Origin of the sequence: Nostoc sp. NMS2, assembly GCF_017115105.1 — a bacterium.
Classification (GTDB): Bacteria; Cyanobacteriota; Cyanobacteriia; order Cyanobacteriales; family Nostocaceae; genus Nostoc.
The window spans coordinates 67226-83761 of sequence record NZ_JABXKH010000049.1; the positions used below are offsets into that span (position 1 = coordinate 67226).

Sequence of the window (16536 nt, forward strand, 5' to 3'; positions counted from 1 at the left end):
AATTATCTCTAGTTGAAATCTTTACTTAAACATCGCTATTTTTCTGCAAACTCAAACCAATCCCAAATGCAATTTCAACGCTGCATCAATTAGTACTATCAACTCTTCGTTTAAACTACCTAATACTTCACCAGTAATTCGTTGCTTAGAAATTGTTCGCACTTGCTGCGCCTGTACTTTAGAAGGTTTTGTTAAACCACTAATCTCTGGATTAAGCAGAACTTCAAAGGGATAAACACGGCTCACATTAGAAGTAAGCGGTAAAATTGTCACAGTGGTAGCAGCACTATTACTTATATCATTACTGACAATTAGCACTGGACGACGTTTACCCATTTCTGAACCCATCACCGGACTAAGATTTGCGTAATAAATATCACCACGTTTCATCTGTTAAACCATCTGCCACCGTCACATCCCAATAGTTATCAACTTCAGCAGAGGCTTCTCGGTAAGCTGCCTCTAATTCTCGGTTTCGGAGCAATTCTAATGCTTCTTCAATTACTTGAGAACGAGATTTACATCCTTTATTGCGTTTGTAGTTTTCGACAAACTCCACTAAAGACGGTGGCAAGGAAATAGAGAGTTTTTCTACATTCATCTTCCTACCAATTAGTAGCAATAATAATTCCTACTAATATACTATAGCGGTTCTCAGTTGAGTGCAATACAGACCTAACCCCCAGCCCCAACCCTTGTAGCGTTGGGGAGTAAGATTCAAAGCCTCTCTCCTTTTAGGAGAGAGGAATGGAAGTGAGGTCAAACTGTATTGCATCCAAGCGAGAACCCCTATAGCTTAATCTCAAAGTTCAGCAGAATTCATTTACCAGTTTTTTTCCAAAGCAACATCTTCTTCAAAAAGGTAAGAAAATTCAATTCCCATAAGTTCTAGAATTTTGAGCAATTGTGCTGGCTCTAGTTGCATAACTTCTGCGGCTTTTTGAAGGCTGATTATTTTAGCAAGTAAAGCACCAAGTAAAAAGAGAAAATTTTCTTTCTGCTCGATGCTGTGGAATAGCTGAACTTCTAAAGCGATCGCTTGAGTAAGCTCTTGGTTCATAATTATCTCTACTTGGAGTCTTTAAACTAAGTTTTGCATCAAAGCCCAGCAGGTGCGTAGCTTACAGCCGTAGGCATCGCTTATACTTTAATATGCTATTATTAGCATAATTAGCATTACATGAGTAAAAAACAAGAAAAACCCCTCAAATGGATTGCAAGCGCTCTTGATGATTTAAAAGATTTCCCTGAAGATGTGCAAGATGTAATGGGTTATGCTCTGGATTTAGCACAACATGGTGAAAAGCATCCTGACGCAAAACCTTTGTATGGATTTACAGGCACTGGGGTTTTAGAAATTGTAGATGATTTTGAAGGAGATACATACAGGGCAATTTACACTGTTAAATTTGCAGGATTTGTTTACCTATTACATTCATTTCAAAAGAAATCAAAACACGGTATTGCTACACCAAAACAAGATATAGATTTAGTTAAAAAGAGACTCAAGGTTGCTCAGGAAGATTATTTACAAGAAATAGCAAAAACAGTGGAGTAAAAAATGAGCAACGAAAATGATGTTTATATTAGTAACGGAAATGTCTTTGCTGATCTAGGATTGTCTAATCCTGAAGAACGCTTAATTAAAGCAGAACTTGCACGCAAAATTAGTGAAATTATTGCTAATCGCCAATTAAATCAAGTCCAAGCAGCCGAAGTTCTTGGAATAGATCAACCAAAAATATCTGCTTTAACTAGAGGGAAACTAAAAGATTTTTCAATAGATAGATTGATCAGATTTATAAATATTTTAGGTAATGATGTAGAAATTACAATTAAGCCTAAACCAGAAAGCCGTTCAATTGCTTGCACGACTGTAGTTTGTGAATAATTATCCATCTTGTGGGGTGGGCATCTTGCCCGCCCTGAATCTGGGACGGGTGGGGACACCCATCCCACAAGACAATTTTGGATGTTTTTTTAGTTGGAAGTCCCTAAACCTAATCCTAATTTGATCCACTCTGTTTTTTGAAAAAAAATTTAGATCGTTCCGCTTCGCTACAGTCAAAAAGAGTAAAGGAAAGAAGGGTAGAGGACAAAAGAGCTAGAGTGTAAAGGGCTAAGGAGTCCTCCCAACGGCAGAAACGACAACCCGAAAACCAAGATTGCTGTGGATGAGGTCGCGCCCCACCCTAAAGTTGAGATTACGGGACGCGGAACGGCATTCTCCAGGAAGATCGTGCCAGGAACCGCCTCGCAGCATCCGAATTTTATTATCATTATCTATCCATGCACTTCCATCACTAGGCGCTCCTTTATAGCTGTCATGCCAAGTATCTTGACACCACTCCCAGACATTCCCATGCATATCGTATAATCCAAAGGCGTTGGGTGGAAAACTTTCTACTTCTGTTGTTTCTTGAAGATTTTTTCCTTTTGGTGCAGAAGCATAAGTGGAATCTCCCTCATAGTTAGCTAACTCAGTTGTAATCGTTTCGCCGAAGTGAAATGCTGTGGTTGTTCCTGCACGACAGGCGTATTCCCACTCTGCTTCACTAGGTAGGCAATAATTACGCCCAGCCTTTTGACTCAGCTTTTTGCAAAATTCCACTGCATCATTCCAGGACACTTGCTCTACAGGACGTTTTGCTCCCTTAAATTTGGACGGAGTGCTAACCATTATTTGCTGGTACTGTTCCTGAGTCACTTCAAACTTGCCGATAAAAAAAGCAGGGACATTCACAACGTGCTGTGGTTCTTCATTTTTGGCTCGACCATTTTCACCGGGTGGTGAACCCATATTAAAAGAGCCTTCAACAATCTGAACCATATCTAAAGTTATGCCATTGCCTAAGTCCTCCTTAAAGAACTTAGCTTGCTTGTTAGGCTCTCGTTTAATTACCTGTCCCTTTTTATTTACCGTTACCGTTTCAAACTTAAAGGGAATATATTTAGGTTCAGGTACAGAGATAGTTGTTGATTTATTAGTAGGTTGATTAGTAGGTTGATTAGCAGGTTCAATAATAGTAGATTGAGGTGTCGGTGATTGACCCTTAAAAATTTCACGACCTACTACTGCTGTCACCAAACCTACACTTCCGAAGCCAGCCCATTTGAAAAACTTTTGTCGGGTTATTCGCTCTTGAGCCGGTTGAGTGGGTTGAACAGAGCTTGACTGCTGCTGAATCGGAGGTTTAATTAATTCTTGGCTTGCTACAACTCTGGTTTCAATTCCAGTGATGTCCATCTGCTGTAATTTTTGGCGATATTCTGCTTCCTCCTGCTGCCGTTGTCTTTCTACCTCCTGCTTGTTTAGTCGTACAGCTTCTTCTTGTTGTTTTTCTGTCTGCTGCTGTCTGATTCTGTCTTGCTGTTTCCGGTATTCTGCTTTTGAAGATGATTGAATAATAATTGCTTCGATCGCAGCTATTTCCCCATCATTTAGTTCTAAAATTCGTTGAAAACGTTGAAGTTCTTCACGAGTAACGTCACTGAGAGGATATTCAAACTGCATCGACTCTCTAAACACCTCTTCATACTGTTGCAGCTTTTGCCGATGTTCCTCGATCGCAGCCACAATTGGATTTTCAATTGCAGTCACATCCTCAGCAGTCAGATTCAACGCTTGATGACGTTGCGTTAGTTGAGAGCGGTTAAAAGCACTGAGCGGATATTCTTGCTGAATCGCTTCTGTAAACTCTTGCTCATATTGCCGCAAGTTTGCTTGATGTCTTTCAATCTCCGCATTAATCCGCCTCTCGATCGCCCCCACATCCCCTTCACTCAACCCCAACGTCTGCCACGTTTGCTGCAACTGCTTTTGCGTCACCTCATCTGGATAATGCTGGCGCTGCGTCGCCTTCACAAACGCCTGCTCGTACTGCTGGAGTTTTTGATGATAGCTTTCAATCTGTGTTGTGATTTGCGCTTCAATTGGTGCAACATCTACATCCGTCAGTCCCAAGCGCTGCTGCTGTTGACGTAAATCATTGCGGGTTGCCGCACTAAGGGGATATTCCTGCTGCGTGGCTGTAAAAAACAACTTTTGGTAGTCCTGGAGTTTTTGGTGATATGCCTCTACCTCAGTCGTAATCTGAGATTCAATTGCGGCAATATCTCCATCCGCAAGTTCTAATTGCTGCTGCGTTTGCCGTAAGCGATCGCGGCTTGCTGCACTCAGAGGAAACTCCTGTCGTAGTGCCGTTGTAAACGCTTGCTGATATGTTTGCAGGTTTTGCTGATGCGTCTTAAACCGTGCAGTCACCAGTGCCTCAATCGGCATCGTGTCCTCATTCCGCAGCCCCAAAATTTGCTGGAGATTTTGCAGATCGTGGCGATCGCTATCGGTAATTGTCTCATCTCGCTCCAGTAGTTCAGTAAACACCTGCTGATACTGCTGGAGTTTTTCGCCAAACTCGTTGCGATAAGGTTCCAACACCTCATCTTCGATCGCCTTTGCCTCAGTTGTCTCCAATTCCAAGCGAGTCCTCAGTACATCCAATGTACGACGACCAACAAAGGAAATTTCGCCTCGATGAATAAATCGCGCTACCTCTTTACGGTATCGCTGTCTAGGATCGCCCGGAGCCACCTTTGTCAGCCGAATTTTAAAGCCTTCTCGAATTGCATAGATTTCCGGCTTCATCGCAGGTTGAAGTTCTCGCACCTTCTGACTGGCGTATTCATGGAGTTCATCGATGGAGATAAACTCATCGCGATCGCGATCGGCTTCTCCCGACTTGATACCTTCAACCAAAAAACGAGTGTAAATCGATAAATCTTGCCCTTCCTCCTCAAAGGAATATTGAGTTGAAGTAGAAGAAGTCAATACGGCTCGTCCTTCACCGCCTAATTGTTCCCGAATGTCAATCATGCCGTCATCTTTGGCAGACATCCCCTCAGCAAAGGCACCACTAAAGCAGCTATCCAGGATTACCACCTGCCGACGGGAGCGGCTAAGACTCATACACTGTTGGATAAAGCGTGCTGCAACAGCAGTAGAACGAACTAATTCACCTTTGCTATTTTTGCGTGTTTTGCGCGTTGCCAAGTAAAGCTGTCCTAGATCATCCTTGATGCCATGCCCTGAAAAGTAAAACAACACCAAGTCATCCTTTGGCTGATAGGTAAATAGACGCTCGATCGCTTCTTCTACATCTTGTCGCTCAGGATTTTTTAGCAGGGTAATATCTGACGCAGCAAATCCACCCATATCTGGATGCAAAAGCACCTCTCGCAACGCTTCTACATCCTTAACTGCACTAGGCAATGGGTTCAGCCCTGGCTCATACTCACTGATTCCAACCAGCAACGCTACCTTCACCATTTAACTCACCTGTGCGGCTTTAATCTCTATGTTGTTTCTTTCATACTAAGTTTTAGAATATCACTTATATCAATTGGACTAGTTATGAAGTGAGAAAAATCTAGGCGGCTACTGTATCATTACCCAACCACGATCTACTATATATTTTTGGCATCTATAATTTTTCCTTTTAGCTGTTATGACCCTCCGCCCTGATTCTACCTTTAGCTTGGTTTCTCCTAGCATTAGCGATATTTGCCAACAAGTCGCCCCTTTAAAACTGGGAATTATGGCTTCTGGGAATGGCAGCAATTTTGATGTAGTTGCTCAAGCTATCCAAGATGGACAGCTAAATGCCCAAATTAAAGTTTTAATTTACAATAACTCCTCAGCGAAAGCAGCCGTCAGAGCCGCTAATAGAGGTGTAGAAACCGTCTTATTAAATCACCGCAACTATCAAAACCGAGAAGAATTTGACGAAAAAATTGTGCAGACATTGCAGCACTACGATGTAGAATGGGTGATTTTGGCAGGGTGGATGCGACTATTAACGTCAGTTTTTATTGATGCTTTTCCTGAGAAGATTATCAATATCCATCCTAGTTTGTTACCTAGTTTCAAGGGAATCCATGCTGTAGAACAAGCCTTGGCATCTGGGGTAAAAATCACTGGTTGTACAGCGCATATCGCTTGTTTAGAAATGGATAGTGGCCCCATATTGATGCAAGCCGCAGTCCCAGTACTGCCGGATGATACCGCAGAAACACTCCACGCTAGAATTCAAATTCAGGAACATCGAATTTTACCACTAGCGATCGCTCTAGCAGCTTCTTCGTCAAAAGGTATACTAAGCGTTACATAAAAATACATATAGCGGTTCGTATTTATGATTCATTCTCAAACCACCAAGGGTCATTAGTCGCATTAGTTTTAATTAAAATAGCTTTTTTTCGCATGAACCGTTTCAGCGCTGCTGCACCCATGCGCGATCCTCCCATCCCGGAGAATTTAAAGGCGTTTTTCTCTCCCTCGTGCATGATGGCGGTGAGTCCAGCATCGTTGATACTAATAGCACCTGCATCTATCTGCTGGGCAATTTCTAAGGCTTTAGCTTCCGAGGCAAAAACAGCAGCACTCAATCCATAAATTGAATCGTTTGCTAAAGACACTGCTTCCTCAACTGTAGAAAAAGGCATTATTGGCATAATGGGGCCAAAAGTCTCTTCCGTCATCACTTTCATGGAATGATTAACTTGGGTGAGAACTGTCGGACGACACCACCAACCCCCACCCAAGTCTTCAATTACACCGCCGCAGTGAATTACTGCTCCCTTTTCTACGGCATCTAGGAGATGATCGCTAATAATTGCGGCTTGTCTTTCGGCGATGATGGGGCCAATTTCTCCACTTTCAACAGTGGGGTAGGCTAGCCCAAGGCGATGTGCTTTGGCTACTAATTGATGGTAAAACTTGTCAAATATGGAGTCAGCAACGTAAATCCGCTCAATTGATAAGCACGACTGTCCAGTGTTGACGACGGAACCCCACAAGATTGCTGAGGTTGCTAATTCTAAATTGGCTGATTCTAAAACGATCGCAGGATCTTTTCCCCCTAATTCCAAAAAAGCTGGAATAAACCGTTTAGCAGCCGCTTCTGCCACTTTTCGCCCTGTCGCTACACTACCCGTGAAGCACACTAAGTCTACATTGTCAATCAAAATAGATCCGGTTACGCCTGCTCCTTCAATAAAAGTTAAGACATCGCGCAATTTGGGTACGGCGTTGAGTGCTGTTGTCAGTGGTGCGACGAAGCGGGGAGCGATTTCACTGGGTTTGACAATGACGGCACAACCTGCCAACAATGCCGGAATGGTATCAATGGTTGACAACAACAGTGGAAAATTCCACGGGCTAATGATCCCAACTAGTGGGTAAGGGACGGATATTTGTTGCAAGGCGATAAATGGAATTGCTGTGTTTTTTGCAGAGTCTTGCAGCAATTCTGGTGCTAACCTACACCACCGATCGATGCTAGAGAGGAAGGAGTCTATTTCTAATACTGAGGTTGATAATCTTCCCGTATCATTTACCAGAGCTTCCGTTAAGCGATCGCGCTCAGATACTATCGCTTTCCTCCACTGCTGTAAAGCTTCAATTCTCCCCTCCAAACCCAGTTTTTGCCAGCTAACTTGTGCCCGGCGCGATCGCTTACATTGCTGTGCCAGCAACCTTGGGGGCGGCGGGATAATTACGTAGTCAAATTTGCCAGTTCGGGGATTGCGGACTTCTATTGGTTTTGTCATTTGTCATTTGTCATTTGTCATTTGTCATTTGTTATTACTGCCAATGCCCAATTCCCAATTCCCAATTCCCAAATTCAAATTATCCCCAGTTGGGCTAACCGATTAATTGTGGCTTGCTGGGTTTGCAAAAAGTGTTTGCGGTCTATTTCTCCCTCCAGCATAGTATTAGCCGGGTAAAAGTGTGATTGGTGATAACTTTCGGCGTATAGTTCAAAGCGTTGGCGGGCAAGTAAATTATGTAACCCCGGACGGCGGCGATCGCGGCGTAATGCTGCTAAATCAATCTCGGCAAATGCTGCCATGCTCTCGCCTGCACCTGTTTCGGCTAAAACGATTCCGCGATGGTCGATGATTTTAGAGCCACCATCAGCCGAAGCTATGGGGATAGCAATATTGGCGATGCCTGCGGTATTGGCTGAAACTACGTAAGCCATGTTTTCGACGGCGCGAGTAATTTTTGCCGCGTCTTTGGGAGTGAGGTTTTTGTTGTATACTTCCGAGGTGGAATGGACAAAAATCTCTGCTCCTCGCATTGCCAGACATCGCGCCACTTCTGGATATAAAATTTCTTCTGATGCTAAAGCTGCTAAATTACCGATCGCAGTTTTGGCTACGGGGAAAACTCCCTCTAAACCATAGCAGTCAAGATATTTATCCCAAACATCATGGGGAGTGGGAGCAAATAAGGAATTTAGCCGCCGATATCGCAAGACGATTGAGCCAGAGGGGTCAAGAATAAAGCAGGTTTGGAAGTACAATCCGGGAAAGTTAGGATCGACTTCATAGGCGTTCCCAGCTAAGAAGATTTTGTGCTTTTGAGCAATTTTACCAAGTGCTTCATACTCAGCACCAGCCATTTCTATACAAGCTTTTTCTGCCCACCCTGCAAGACTATCTCCCATTGGAAAACCCGTGAGGAAATATTCTGGCAGTACAATTAAACGACAATCAAAGCCAATGAAAGCGATACTGGCAGCAATTTGTTGAGCTAGGCGATTGATGGAGTTTAGCATGAGCGATCGCGCTTCGTGGCAATCGCTGGTTTGGTTCACTGCATGACAGGTAACTTGCAGTGCTAAGGCGCGGTATGATTCTTGATTACTCATAGGGCATGGGGCAAAACAGTGCTGAGTGCTGAGTTAGTAGTTAGGAGTTAGGAGTTATTCTCCACTCAGCACGGGCTAAACACCCCGCTAACGGAACTCGGAACTCCTAAAGGGCATGGGGCATTGGTCTTTTGCTAATGACTAATGACTAATGACTAATGACTAATGACTAATGACTAATTCGATCGCCACCCCAGAGAGATCGGACTAATTTATCAGTCATTTCTGCTCCAAATAGCCGTATAGCGATTTGGTTGTCTGGGTCGCGTTCTGCGATCGCCTGGCGTACAATTAAATCACGGTTAGATAAAGCAGCACGCTCATTATCTGGTACGGATTCCGCTTCATCTACCCACTTCAACCAGCGATCGATCATCTCATGAGCCACCGTGCGAAGACGAGCTAGTGTCTCTTCTGTAACAGGGCTGGTATAACACAGACTAGTATGGGATTGAGCTTGGCGGATGTAAAGAGTTTTGCTGATATACTGCTTGAAACGAGAATCTTCTAGCAACGCCAGATATGTCTGGTTCATCGGTTCATAGTAGCGATCCAAATATTCCAGGTCAACAGAGAGGTCGCTCCGAGGAATGTAATCCATGTAGAAAAACAAGTGTGGAACCGTGGCAAAAGCAAAGGCTAAATGTGGAACACGGAACTGTGACTTGAGCCAAATAGTTAAGTGCATATTGCAAAAGCCGGATTTAGGTTCACGCAACCATGAATGCACTAGCCAATCAATTTCTGAGCCAGAGAACGTGTTGAGCGATCCGTGAGCGCCTCCTGTCGTAGCAGAATAGCTTTTTAAGTCCTCGGTAGAAGGATCTGGATGTAACTCAAAACGAGCGTCTATTTTCTGACGGAGTTCCTTTGTAATGTCCCATAACTGCCCAAATACAGACTTATTATCTAGATCGCTTGGTTGCTGAGTCATAGTTTGAGTTTGTGGCTTTTCATAGACTTTATATTGTATCCACTCCGTAAGTTGGGGTAAGGAGAAAAAAGAAGAAGGAAGATTAGCTAAAACAAAAGGTGTTTGAACATTTTCATTTTGTATTGTTCAACTGTGCGGAGGGGCATCTCGTGCAGTCTAAACAAAGCTCAGTTAATGTCCGACGGGATACCGGGAGTCGCTGAGAAGTTTACACTGTATGCAGTGTAGGAGTATGTCACTACACCTTGCGTCATAGAATATGACACATGACGCAAACAGTATCCCCAGAGAAATTAATGTCCGCATTACTGCAATCTATCGGCCCGAAAGAGATTGCAGACTACTCAATGCATCAAATAGCTGCACAATAATCCTACGGAGTTGACATAACTTAACCCAATTGTAGGAAGTATTTTGGTGAGCAATTGTGCCAATCTAGCAAATAACTTTTCTTTAGATGGACTTATGGCTAAAAAATCCCAAACAAATGTAGAACAATACCAAGATGTCAGATTATCTGCCACCACAAGAATTTGGGTCATTACAGTTGCCATTCTCGGAGTTTGCGTCCCCCTCTCAGCCGTTACTAGAAGTGGTGCTATTCTTCCTTTAGTTGCTATTGGTGGTGCAGCAGTTGGTACAGTTGCTATTTGGCGTTCTGATGAGCAAAAATCCAAAACTAACTATTTGCAACAGCAGCAAATAGAACTGTTAGAGCGGAGATTAGCGAATTTAGAAACGATTGTTAGCAGTGATGACTTGAACTTGCAAATGAAAATTAAACAGATTGAGGCAAGAGATACTTTTGGTGACTCCTCTGATACAAGTACTATACCCAGACAACCAAAACGCAAAGGTTAAAATTAGCTAATCTTCACCATTTATGCCAATTTCAGATGATATACCTGTAAATCATCGTTACTAAGTCATTCTAGTGGGGGTATTTGTTGACTTAACGTTGCCGCAACCTTTAAAATACCTCTCACATTAAACTTTCCTTTGCAGCTAGAAGTGTTTCCCTAGAAACAGTATCTTATTCTCCATCTCCGTTAGAATTGACTGACATCATTTAATTCTATATACTTCAACTGCATCAGTTTATGAAATGTCTAAGTGCTATCCATCTCTATTTTTCCCGGAAATATCTACCAATGGCTGTGTTTTATTAGACTGCTAACATTACTGAATTTTTAATTAACTAAGGTTATAAACTTGGGTAATTGCATTGGTATAGCTTACCGTAGGTATGCAATAGTTTGCCGCAGGAATGCAGATGGATTGGATTAGCTTACTTAAAGCTCAACAAACTGACTTCCTTCAACGTGTGAAGAAACCTAAAACTTATGACTTATCTTTATTGGAAAGTCAAGTCAAGGGTTGTCACACTGAAATGATGGCATTTTGGGGCGAACCATTGGCCAGACTCCAAGAACTTTCTCGCCAACAAGCAGAAGTTCTGGCCAAAAATCCGCCGCCTACGCCACCCGAATATCCTGAGCCTCCCGACTGGACGATACCTTTTCCCAAATACTTCCAGCGCCAAGCGGAAGATTATCTTTTGCGGGAAAAAATCGTTGACTTGGTGATAGCTGAACGTTTGGGGAAGTTGGTAAAAAAGGTATCACAAGATACTTTGCAAAACATGATTTTAGATGATGAGGGAAATTTGTGTGGTGAAAGCAAATTTTCTTATGTACTAAAAGATAATCCTCAGCTAAGTGTTCAAGTTTATGTTGCTGATGGAGAAAGTTTTAATGGTATTAAGAAAGACAAAATTAGGTGGTCGGTTACTCAAGAAGATTTAAAAAATCACCAAGTATTAATTTTTCTGTGTTTGTTTTATCCATCAACAAGTCAGTTAGGATACGAAAGACAGAGTATAATTACAGGCTTTTTACCTGCAAATCAAATTGAACTTACTGAACCAAAACTGTATATAAGTCCAAGTAACTTGTTGTATGCCGGTGGACTGAGTTGGTATTTAGAATCACTTCTTGGCAAAAAAGACACGTCGCCAGTAATTAATGAGAAAGCGATCGCAGATACAATAGAGACTCTACCATCAGAGCATTGCCTTAAGGGGATAGTTGGTGACTGGGAATGCTGGCAAACTTTACAAGGGCACAACAGAGGGATTAATTGCCTAGCTTTCAGTTCCGGGTGTAAGAATGGTAAAGCCTTACCCATATTAGCAAGTGGTAGTCGGGGAGAAACGAAACTCTGGGATTTGAGCAAGGGTGAATTAATAGATACATTATCAGAGTATCCTTGGGTGATACCTGGGCTAGTGGATGAAGTGAATTCCCTGGCTTTTAGTTCAGATGGACAGACTTTAGTGAGTTGTGGTGCAGATTCCACAATTAAACTTTGGCACGTAGGTGCTTTAGACTTGATAGATATTTTGCATAAACATAATGGCGTAGTGCGGTGTGCTGCCTTTACTCCCGATGGCAGAATGTTAGCTACAGGCGGAGATGACAGAAAAATTCTGTTTTGGGATTTGATGCATCGTCAGGTTGCGATCGCACTTTCTTTAGATGATACAGCTGCTCATTCCCTAGTTTTGAGTCGAGACGGCGAAACTCTGGTTACAGGTAGCTACCGTAAAATCAAAGTCTGGCGCACCTTACCCCAAACGGGGATCAAAAGTTTAAAGGACGCACAACCTCTGCATACCCTCATGGGTCATTCTCACATCGTTCGTTCCTTAGCAATCAGCGCAGATGCTAAACTGCTCGTGAGTGGTAGCTGGGATCAAACAATTAAAATTTGGCAATTAGAGACTGGAGAATTACTTCATACTCTTAAAGGACATAGAGATAGAGTATATGCGATCGCCTTAAGTCCCGATGGACAAATTATCGCTAGTGGTAGTGCAGATAAAACCATCAAATTATGGCATCTACAAACCGGTGAATTACTGGGTACGTTTACAGGTCATGGAAATATAGTCACAGCATTAGCTTTCACCGCTTCTGGCGAGATGTTGGTTAGCGGGAGTTTAGATAAGACAATTAAAATTTGGCAACGGAGTTAAGAATTTATCACGTTACCCTGAATGACCAAAATAGCTTTATGATTTTCTAGAAAAGCATATTTGAAATTATTTTGGTAGTAGACCTAAATATTTTCAAGCTCATTCTGGAAAATAGTGAATTACTTAAAAGTGATTCGTGCAATCCAGGTATTGAACGTTCTTCCAGGTCAAATAAAGTACAGGGAGATGCAAAAGTATGGCTGAACACCCATTTCATGACCAACTGAGTTTAGAGGAACAAGCTGAGAAACTTGGAAAGCAAGCAGTAAGTTTGGGTCTGATTCCCAGCTTTGTGGTGCATTACTTTCCAGATACTTGGGTATTTTATATACCTAATGAAAGTCAATCAACAGCGCTGACACCAGAAGAGGCATACTTTCGTTTAAAGCAACTGGTTAATACCATTTCGCTTTAATAATGATACAAATACACTGGTAGGGGCTTGTCTTTGCCCATTGGTGTCAACTTAAGGGAAAATCTGCTTTGTTTCAAGGTTTTGCCCTCATCCCCTAACCCCTTCTCCCAATTTGGGAGAAGGGGAACTAGAGAATTTGCTCCCCTCTCCCAATTTTGGGAGAGGGGTTGGAGGTGAGGGCAACCAAAGAATGCTTGTCAATGCTAGCTTCTACGTTAAGTTGACACCAATGGGCAATGCCATGCCCCTACGAGAAATCTATATGTATCAGTTTTTTTGTGAATTGGTATAAGTAAGTCGGAAGTCGGATTTTGCTGTAATTGTTGCTCTTAGTTATGTCAGGGTATCATCTGCTAAAGTGCCTAGAATTTGCAGAATTTAGTTTGGAGTAATTTAAGCACGCCAGCGAAGTACTTGATCCTTAACAGGGTTCACAAATTCTCTTCCTTCAGCGACAGACCGAGCATACTCCCGCTTTAACTGGTAATACCACTGCGCCTGCATATCTGAATCCTTAATCAGTCGCAGCACAGGATTATATTTGAGTCCAATCTGCTGCTTTTCCACAACCGTTCGGTCTTGACCCAGGAAGGTTTGTGCCAGTACATGCAGCAGTGGCTTGAAAAATCCCACCCAGGGAAGTGTCGAGTAAAGAACAAAAGTTACCTCAGTTTCTGTGTCTGAAATGGGGGTAACTGCCGTTAAATTAACAACTCGATGGTTGCCTATTGTGGTTTCTTCTATTCTGACACTAGGTAAACGAAAAGAAATCTCCGTTTCCGGCACACCACCGCCAATCAGCAAGTATAATCGGCCTCCATTTGCTGGCAATCGGTGTCGTCGCATCGTGAAGCCGTAGGGCGAAGCGTCAAATTGTTTGACTTCCTCGTGCAGTTTCTCACTTCGCCACCACCAAGCACGATGAACGTAGGGTGAATGGGCAGGGTCCATCAGACCCACTACTGCATGATCCACAAAACAGGGAAATCTCATCACCTCTACAAATTGGGGCAATCGCTCATCAAACCCTGGAATCACCGGAATCTCCATCTCAGAAGCAGCAGGCTGAGATTTATCGGGATCAGCCATATATATCCAAATGTTCCCTTGGGCTTCCCGAACTTCGTAGGATTGTACGTCAAAGCGGCTTAAATCCATCTGCTGCTCTTCAACAAGAGATGGAATTGCAGTGCAACGTCCAGCCGGGTTAAAGCGCCAACCGTGATAGCAGCATTCCACTTCCTGCCCATCGAATCTACCACAACTCAAAGGCACGGCCCGATGAGGACAAATATCTCTCATCGCCGATATTTTACCATTCTGGTCTCGGACTAACAGCACCGGTTCACCCAAGAAAATGCGGCTGATCATCATACCTGGTTTGATTTGATTACTAGGCAGAGCATAGTACCAAGTATTACGTAATACAAAGTTATCGTTATTTTTCATCACTAATTGCCTCTGCCTTTGACACAACAAAAGTTCTGGTTTGTGGAAAGGAAGGTTATGTTTAGAAACATTCTTTCAGATTTTTAATTACTGTAAGTAAATTCAACTGATGCACTTGTTGATCGTGTTCGTAATTCTCTCAGATTTGGGTTGTTCTGAGAGGATTGTAGATGTGAAGTTGCATTATTCGCCAGAAATTTGGACAAATACCGTTCTTTTGCGCGGCCCATCCAACTCAAAAAACAACACAGATTGCCAGGTTCCCAAAGCTAATTTACCATCCACAATGGGAATTATCTCACTAGTGGTCAGCATCATTGCCATTAAGTGAGAGTGAGCATTAATCGGCTCATCTTCCGGGACATCTCTTAAATGCAAGTCATTATGCAAGTAACTGTCCGATTCTGGTGCTAATTTTTGCAAGAATGCTTTTATATCTTCTAACAATCTGACTTCATTCTCGTTGATAGCTAAAGCTGTTGTCGTGTGCCGAGAAAATACTAAAATTTGTCCATTGTTAATCGATGTTGAAGCAAGAAAGTCTTGAATTTGTGGTGTTATATTATGAATATTAATTTTTGGCTCAGTTGCAATTTCAATTAGCTTATTAATAATCGGCATCTGTTCAATTTTATATTTATGATTGCATAGGAGTGACAATTTGAGATTTTTGATTTGCGATTGGAGGAAAAATCTAAAATCTAAAATCTAAAATCCAAAATTAAATGACTTTTAACTCCTAACTATAGTTTCCAAGCCTTGTACTAATCTTTCTATACCTTCTTTGGCTGTATCATTTTGCAGCGCACCGTAAGCAACGCGCAAGTAGCATCCGTCATCCATGCCAAAGGTTGTACCTGGAATGACTGCCACTTTATGTTCCTGAATCAGTCTTTTAACTAACTCAAAAGCATCCATCTGAGTATTAACTTTGAGGAAAAAATAGAAAGCGCCATTAGCGGGTGTAATGCTACATAAACCTTGTAGGCGGTTAAGCGAGTCGAGTACTACTTGCCGCACTTGAGCAATTGCACCTATATTACTCTGTAAATACTCCTCTTTTGCCTGCAATGCCCCTAAAGCTGCATATTGGGAAATTACTGGCGGACAAATCAAAATTGTATCCTGGACTTTTTTGATGGCGACAAATAAGTGTTTGGGAATCACCATATAGCCAATGCGCCAACTAGCAAAGCCGTATGCTTTGGAAAGGCTAAATAGAGAAATAGTGTACTTGCTACTCCCAAATGCACCAGGAGAAACGTGTTTTACGCCGTTATAGGTAAAGTATTCATAAGCTTCATCGCTGATGTGGTAAATGCAGTGAGTGTCACAAATTTGATTTACTTGGCGCAATGCTGCTTCTGAATAGACAACTCCAGTGGGATTATTTGGCGAAATTGTCACCACAGCGCGTGTTTTGGGAGTAATTGCTTGAGCGATCGCTTCTTGTCGCAGTTGGTAATTTTCATCTGTCGCCACTAACACTGCACGACAACCAGCCATTGCGATCGCCATTTCATGGTTGAAATAGTAAGGCGTATTCAGAATAATTTCATCACCTGGGTTAGTAATAGCAAGAATGGCATTCATAAATCCCATATTGCTTCCTGCTGTCACGACGATGCAGTTTTCCTCATTGATTTCAATACCATTGAAAGCTTGCAATTTTCCAGCAAGTGCTGTCAGAAACGCGGAAATTCCCTCAACCGCTTTGTATAAATTGTTAGCGGGTTCGGCTAAAAATTTGGGTAAAAATTCGATAGCTTCCGGTGGTGGGTTGTAATGAACAACACCCTGTCCTAGAGAGATTGTTCCTGGAGAGTTTTTAATCAGTTCCCCAACCACAGGAATAATCGGCGACTGTACACCCTGCATACGAGAGGTTAGGGATTCCATATTTCCTTGGCTATGTACTGGGAATTGGGAATGGGGAATTGGGAATTGAGAATTGGGGAAACCCACGGGTTTCAAGCGTGGGATTGTA

General features: G+C 42.5%; 16 protein-coding genes. 6 read left to right on the top strand and 10 right to left on the bottom strand.

All coding sequences use genetic code 11. The features are described from left to right. Positions 1-51: 51 nt before the first annotated feature. From HWQ36_RS09275 to HWQ36_RS09285, 3 genes are all read right to left on the bottom strand, one after another. Entirely contained in the window at positions 52-390 is a 339-nt protein-coding gene (locus HWQ36_RS09275; RefSeq protein WP_292700998.1) for a type II toxin-antitoxin system PemK/MazF family toxin, read from the bottom strand. Further along, positions 377-601 (bottom strand): ribbon-helix-helix domain-containing protein, encoded by a 225-nt coding sequence (locus HWQ36_RS09280; protein ID WP_292701001.1) that lies wholly within the window; start codon positions 599-601, stop codon positions 377-379. Before HWQ36_RS09280 ends, HWQ36_RS09275 begins: the two co-directional genes overlap by 14 nt. A gap of 222 nt (positions 602-823) precedes the next feature. Beyond that, positions 824-1060 carry a hypothetical protein gene (locus HWQ36_RS09285; protein ID WP_366828690.1) on the bottom strand — a complete coding sequence of 79 codons (237 nt, stop codon included), beginning with the start codon at positions 1058-1060 and terminating at the stop codon, positions 824-826. 120 nt (positions 1061-1180) lie between these two features. Between HWQ36_RS09285 and HWQ36_RS09290 the strand changes: the two genes are divergently transcribed. Further along, entirely contained in the window at positions 1181-1558 is a 378-nt protein-coding gene (locus HWQ36_RS09290; protein WP_292701003.1) for a type II toxin-antitoxin system RelE/ParE family toxin, read from the top strand. 3 nt (positions 1559-1561) lie between these two features. Beyond that, positions 1562-1891, top strand: coding sequence for a helix-turn-helix transcriptional regulator (locus tag HWQ36_RS09295; RefSeq protein WP_229496735.1), 330 nt, complete (start codon positions 1562-1564; stop codon positions 1889-1891). A gap of 228 nt (positions 1892-2119) precedes the next feature. Here HWQ36_RS09295 and HWQ36_RS34340 read toward each other — a convergent pair whose 3' ends face one another. Further along, positions 2120-5326, bottom strand: coding sequence for an SUMF1/EgtB/PvdO family nonheme iron enzyme (locus tag HWQ36_RS34340; RefSeq protein ID WP_366828693.1), 3207 nt, complete (start codon positions 5324-5326; stop codon positions 2120-2122). A gap of 178 nt (positions 5327-5504) precedes the next feature. Between HWQ36_RS34340 and purN the strand changes: the two genes are divergently transcribed. After that, a complete protein-coding gene (gene purN, locus HWQ36_RS09310; protein ID WP_292701011.1) occupies positions 5505-6167 on the top strand; it encodes a phosphoribosylglycinamide formyltransferase in 663 nt (220 codons plus the stop codon). Between the two features lie 22 nt (positions 6168-6189). On the opposite strand, the gene HWQ36_RS09315 is transcribed toward purN, so the two are convergent. The 3 genes from HWQ36_RS09315 to HWQ36_RS09325 all read right to left on the bottom strand — a co-directional run bounded on the left by HWQ36_RS09315 (position 6190) and on the right by HWQ36_RS09325 (position 9648). Next, complete coding sequence (locus HWQ36_RS09315) at positions 6190-7608, bottom strand: aldehyde dehydrogenase family protein (RefSeq protein ID WP_292701013.1); 1419 nt, start codon at positions 7606-7608, stop codon at positions 6190-6192. 74 nt (positions 7609-7682) lie between these two features. Further along, on the bottom strand, positions 7683-8714 hold the full coding sequence (locus HWQ36_RS09320; protein ID WP_292701016.1) for a nitrilase-related carbon-nitrogen hydrolase: 1032 nt from the start codon (positions 8712-8714) through the stop codon (positions 7683-7685). Between the two features lie 169 nt (positions 8715-8883). Then, positions 8884-9648, bottom strand: coding sequence for a red chlorophyll catabolite reductase (locus HWQ36_RS09325; protein WP_292701019.1), 765 nt, complete (start codon positions 9646-9648; stop codon positions 8884-8886). Between the two features lie 465 nt (positions 9649-10113). On the opposite strand from HWQ36_RS09325, the gene HWQ36_RS09330 reads away from it, so the two are divergent. From HWQ36_RS09330 to HWQ36_RS09340, 3 genes are all read left to right on the top strand, one after another. Beyond that, entirely contained in the window at positions 10114-10509 is a 396-nt protein-coding gene (locus HWQ36_RS09330; RefSeq protein ID WP_292701021.1) for a hypothetical protein, read from the top strand. Between the two features lie 406 nt (positions 10510-10915). Beyond that, positions 10916-12685, top strand: coding sequence for a WD40 repeat domain-containing protein (locus HWQ36_RS09335; protein ID WP_292701023.1), 1770 nt, complete (start codon positions 10916-10918; stop codon positions 12683-12685). A gap of 196 nt (positions 12686-12881) precedes the next feature. Then, positions 12882-13100 carry a hypothetical protein gene (locus HWQ36_RS09340; protein ID WP_292701026.1) on the top strand — a complete coding sequence of 73 codons (219 nt, stop codon included), beginning with the start codon at positions 12882-12884 and terminating at the stop codon, positions 13098-13100. A 393-nt stretch (positions 13101-13493) separates the two neighbouring features. Here HWQ36_RS09340 and HWQ36_RS09345 read toward each other — a convergent pair whose 3' ends face one another. The 3 genes from HWQ36_RS09345 to HWQ36_RS09355 all read right to left on the bottom strand — a co-directional run bounded on the left by HWQ36_RS09345 (position 13494) and on the right by HWQ36_RS09355 (position 16448). Next, on the bottom strand, positions 13494-14549 hold the full coding sequence (locus tag HWQ36_RS09345) for an aromatic ring-hydroxylating dioxygenase subunit alpha (protein ID WP_292701029.1): 1056 nt from the start codon (positions 14547-14549) through the stop codon (positions 13494-13496). Positions 14550-14732: 183 nt separating this feature from the next. Beyond that, positions 14733-15170 carry a secondary thiamine-phosphate synthase enzyme YjbQ gene (locus tag HWQ36_RS09350; protein WP_292701032.1) on the bottom strand — a complete coding sequence of 146 codons (438 nt, stop codon included), beginning with the start codon at positions 15168-15170 and terminating at the stop codon, positions 14733-14735. A gap of 111 nt (positions 15171-15281) precedes the next feature. Further along, complete coding sequence (locus tag HWQ36_RS09355) at positions 15282-16448, bottom strand: pyridoxal phosphate-dependent aminotransferase (protein WP_292701034.1); 1167 nt, start codon at positions 16446-16448, stop codon at positions 15282-15284. Positions 16449-16536 lie beyond the last annotated feature (88 nt).

Excerpts from the sequence above, each read along its gene's own strand:
- HWQ36_RS09325 (WP_292701019.1), bottom strand. The coding sequence starts at position 9,648 with ATGACTCAGCAACCAAGCGATCTAGATAATAAGTCTGTATTTGGGCAG.
- HWQ36_RS09335 (WP_292701023.1), top strand. The coding sequence starts at position 10,916 with ATGCAGATGGATTGGATTAGCTTACTTAAAGCTCAACAAACTGACTTC.
- HWQ36_RS09320 (WP_292701016.1), bottom strand. The coding sequence starts at position 8,714 with ATGAGTAATCAAGAATCATACCGCGCCTTAGCACTGCAAGTTACCTGT.
- HWQ36_RS09350 (WP_292701032.1), bottom strand. The coding sequence starts at position 15,170 with ATGCCGATTATTAATAAGCTAATTGAAATTGCAACTGAGCCAAAAATT.
- HWQ36_RS09275 (WP_292700998.1), bottom strand. The coding sequence starts at position 390 with ATGAAACGTGGTGATATTTATTACGCAAATCTTAGTCCGGTGATGGGT.
- purN (WP_292701011.1), top strand. The coding sequence starts at position 5,505 with ATGACCCTCCGCCCTGATTCTACCTTTAGCTTGGTTTCTCCTAGCATT.
- HWQ36_RS09280 (WP_292701001.1), bottom strand. The coding sequence starts at position 601 with ATGAATGTAGAAAAACTCTCTATTTCCTTGCCACCGTCTTTAGTGGAG.
- HWQ36_RS09330 (WP_292701021.1), top strand. The coding sequence starts at position 10,114 with ATGGCTAAAAAATCCCAAACAAATGTAGAACAATACCAAGATGTCAGA.
- HWQ36_RS09285 (WP_366828690.1), bottom strand. The coding sequence starts at position 1,060 with ATGAACCAAGAGCTTACTCAAGCGATCGCTTTAGAAGTTCAGCTATTC.
- HWQ36_RS09355 (WP_292701034.1), bottom strand. The coding sequence starts at position 16,448 with ATGGAATCCCTAACCTCTCGTATGCAGGGTGTACAGTCGCCGATTATT.
- HWQ36_RS09345 (WP_292701029.1), bottom strand. The coding sequence starts at position 14,549 with ATGAAAAATAACGATAACTTTGTATTACGTAATACTTGGTACTATGCT.
- HWQ36_RS09315 (WP_292701013.1), bottom strand. The coding sequence starts at position 7,608 with ATGACAAAACCAATAGAAGTCCGCAATCCCCGAACTGGCAAATTTGAC.
- HWQ36_RS34340 (WP_366828693.1), bottom strand. The coding sequence starts at position 5,326 with ATGGTGAAGGTAGCGTTGCTGGTTGGAATCAGTGAGTATGAGCCAGGG.
- HWQ36_RS09290 (WP_292701003.1), top strand. The coding sequence starts at position 1,181 with ATGAGTAAAAAACAAGAAAAACCCCTCAAATGGATTGCAAGCGCTCTT.
- HWQ36_RS09340 (WP_292701026.1), top strand. The coding sequence starts at position 12,882 with ATGGCTGAACACCCATTTCATGACCAACTGAGTTTAGAGGAACAAGCT.
- HWQ36_RS09295 (WP_229496735.1), top strand. The coding sequence starts at position 1,562 with ATGAGCAACGAAAATGATGTTTATATTAGTAACGGAAATGTCTTTGCT.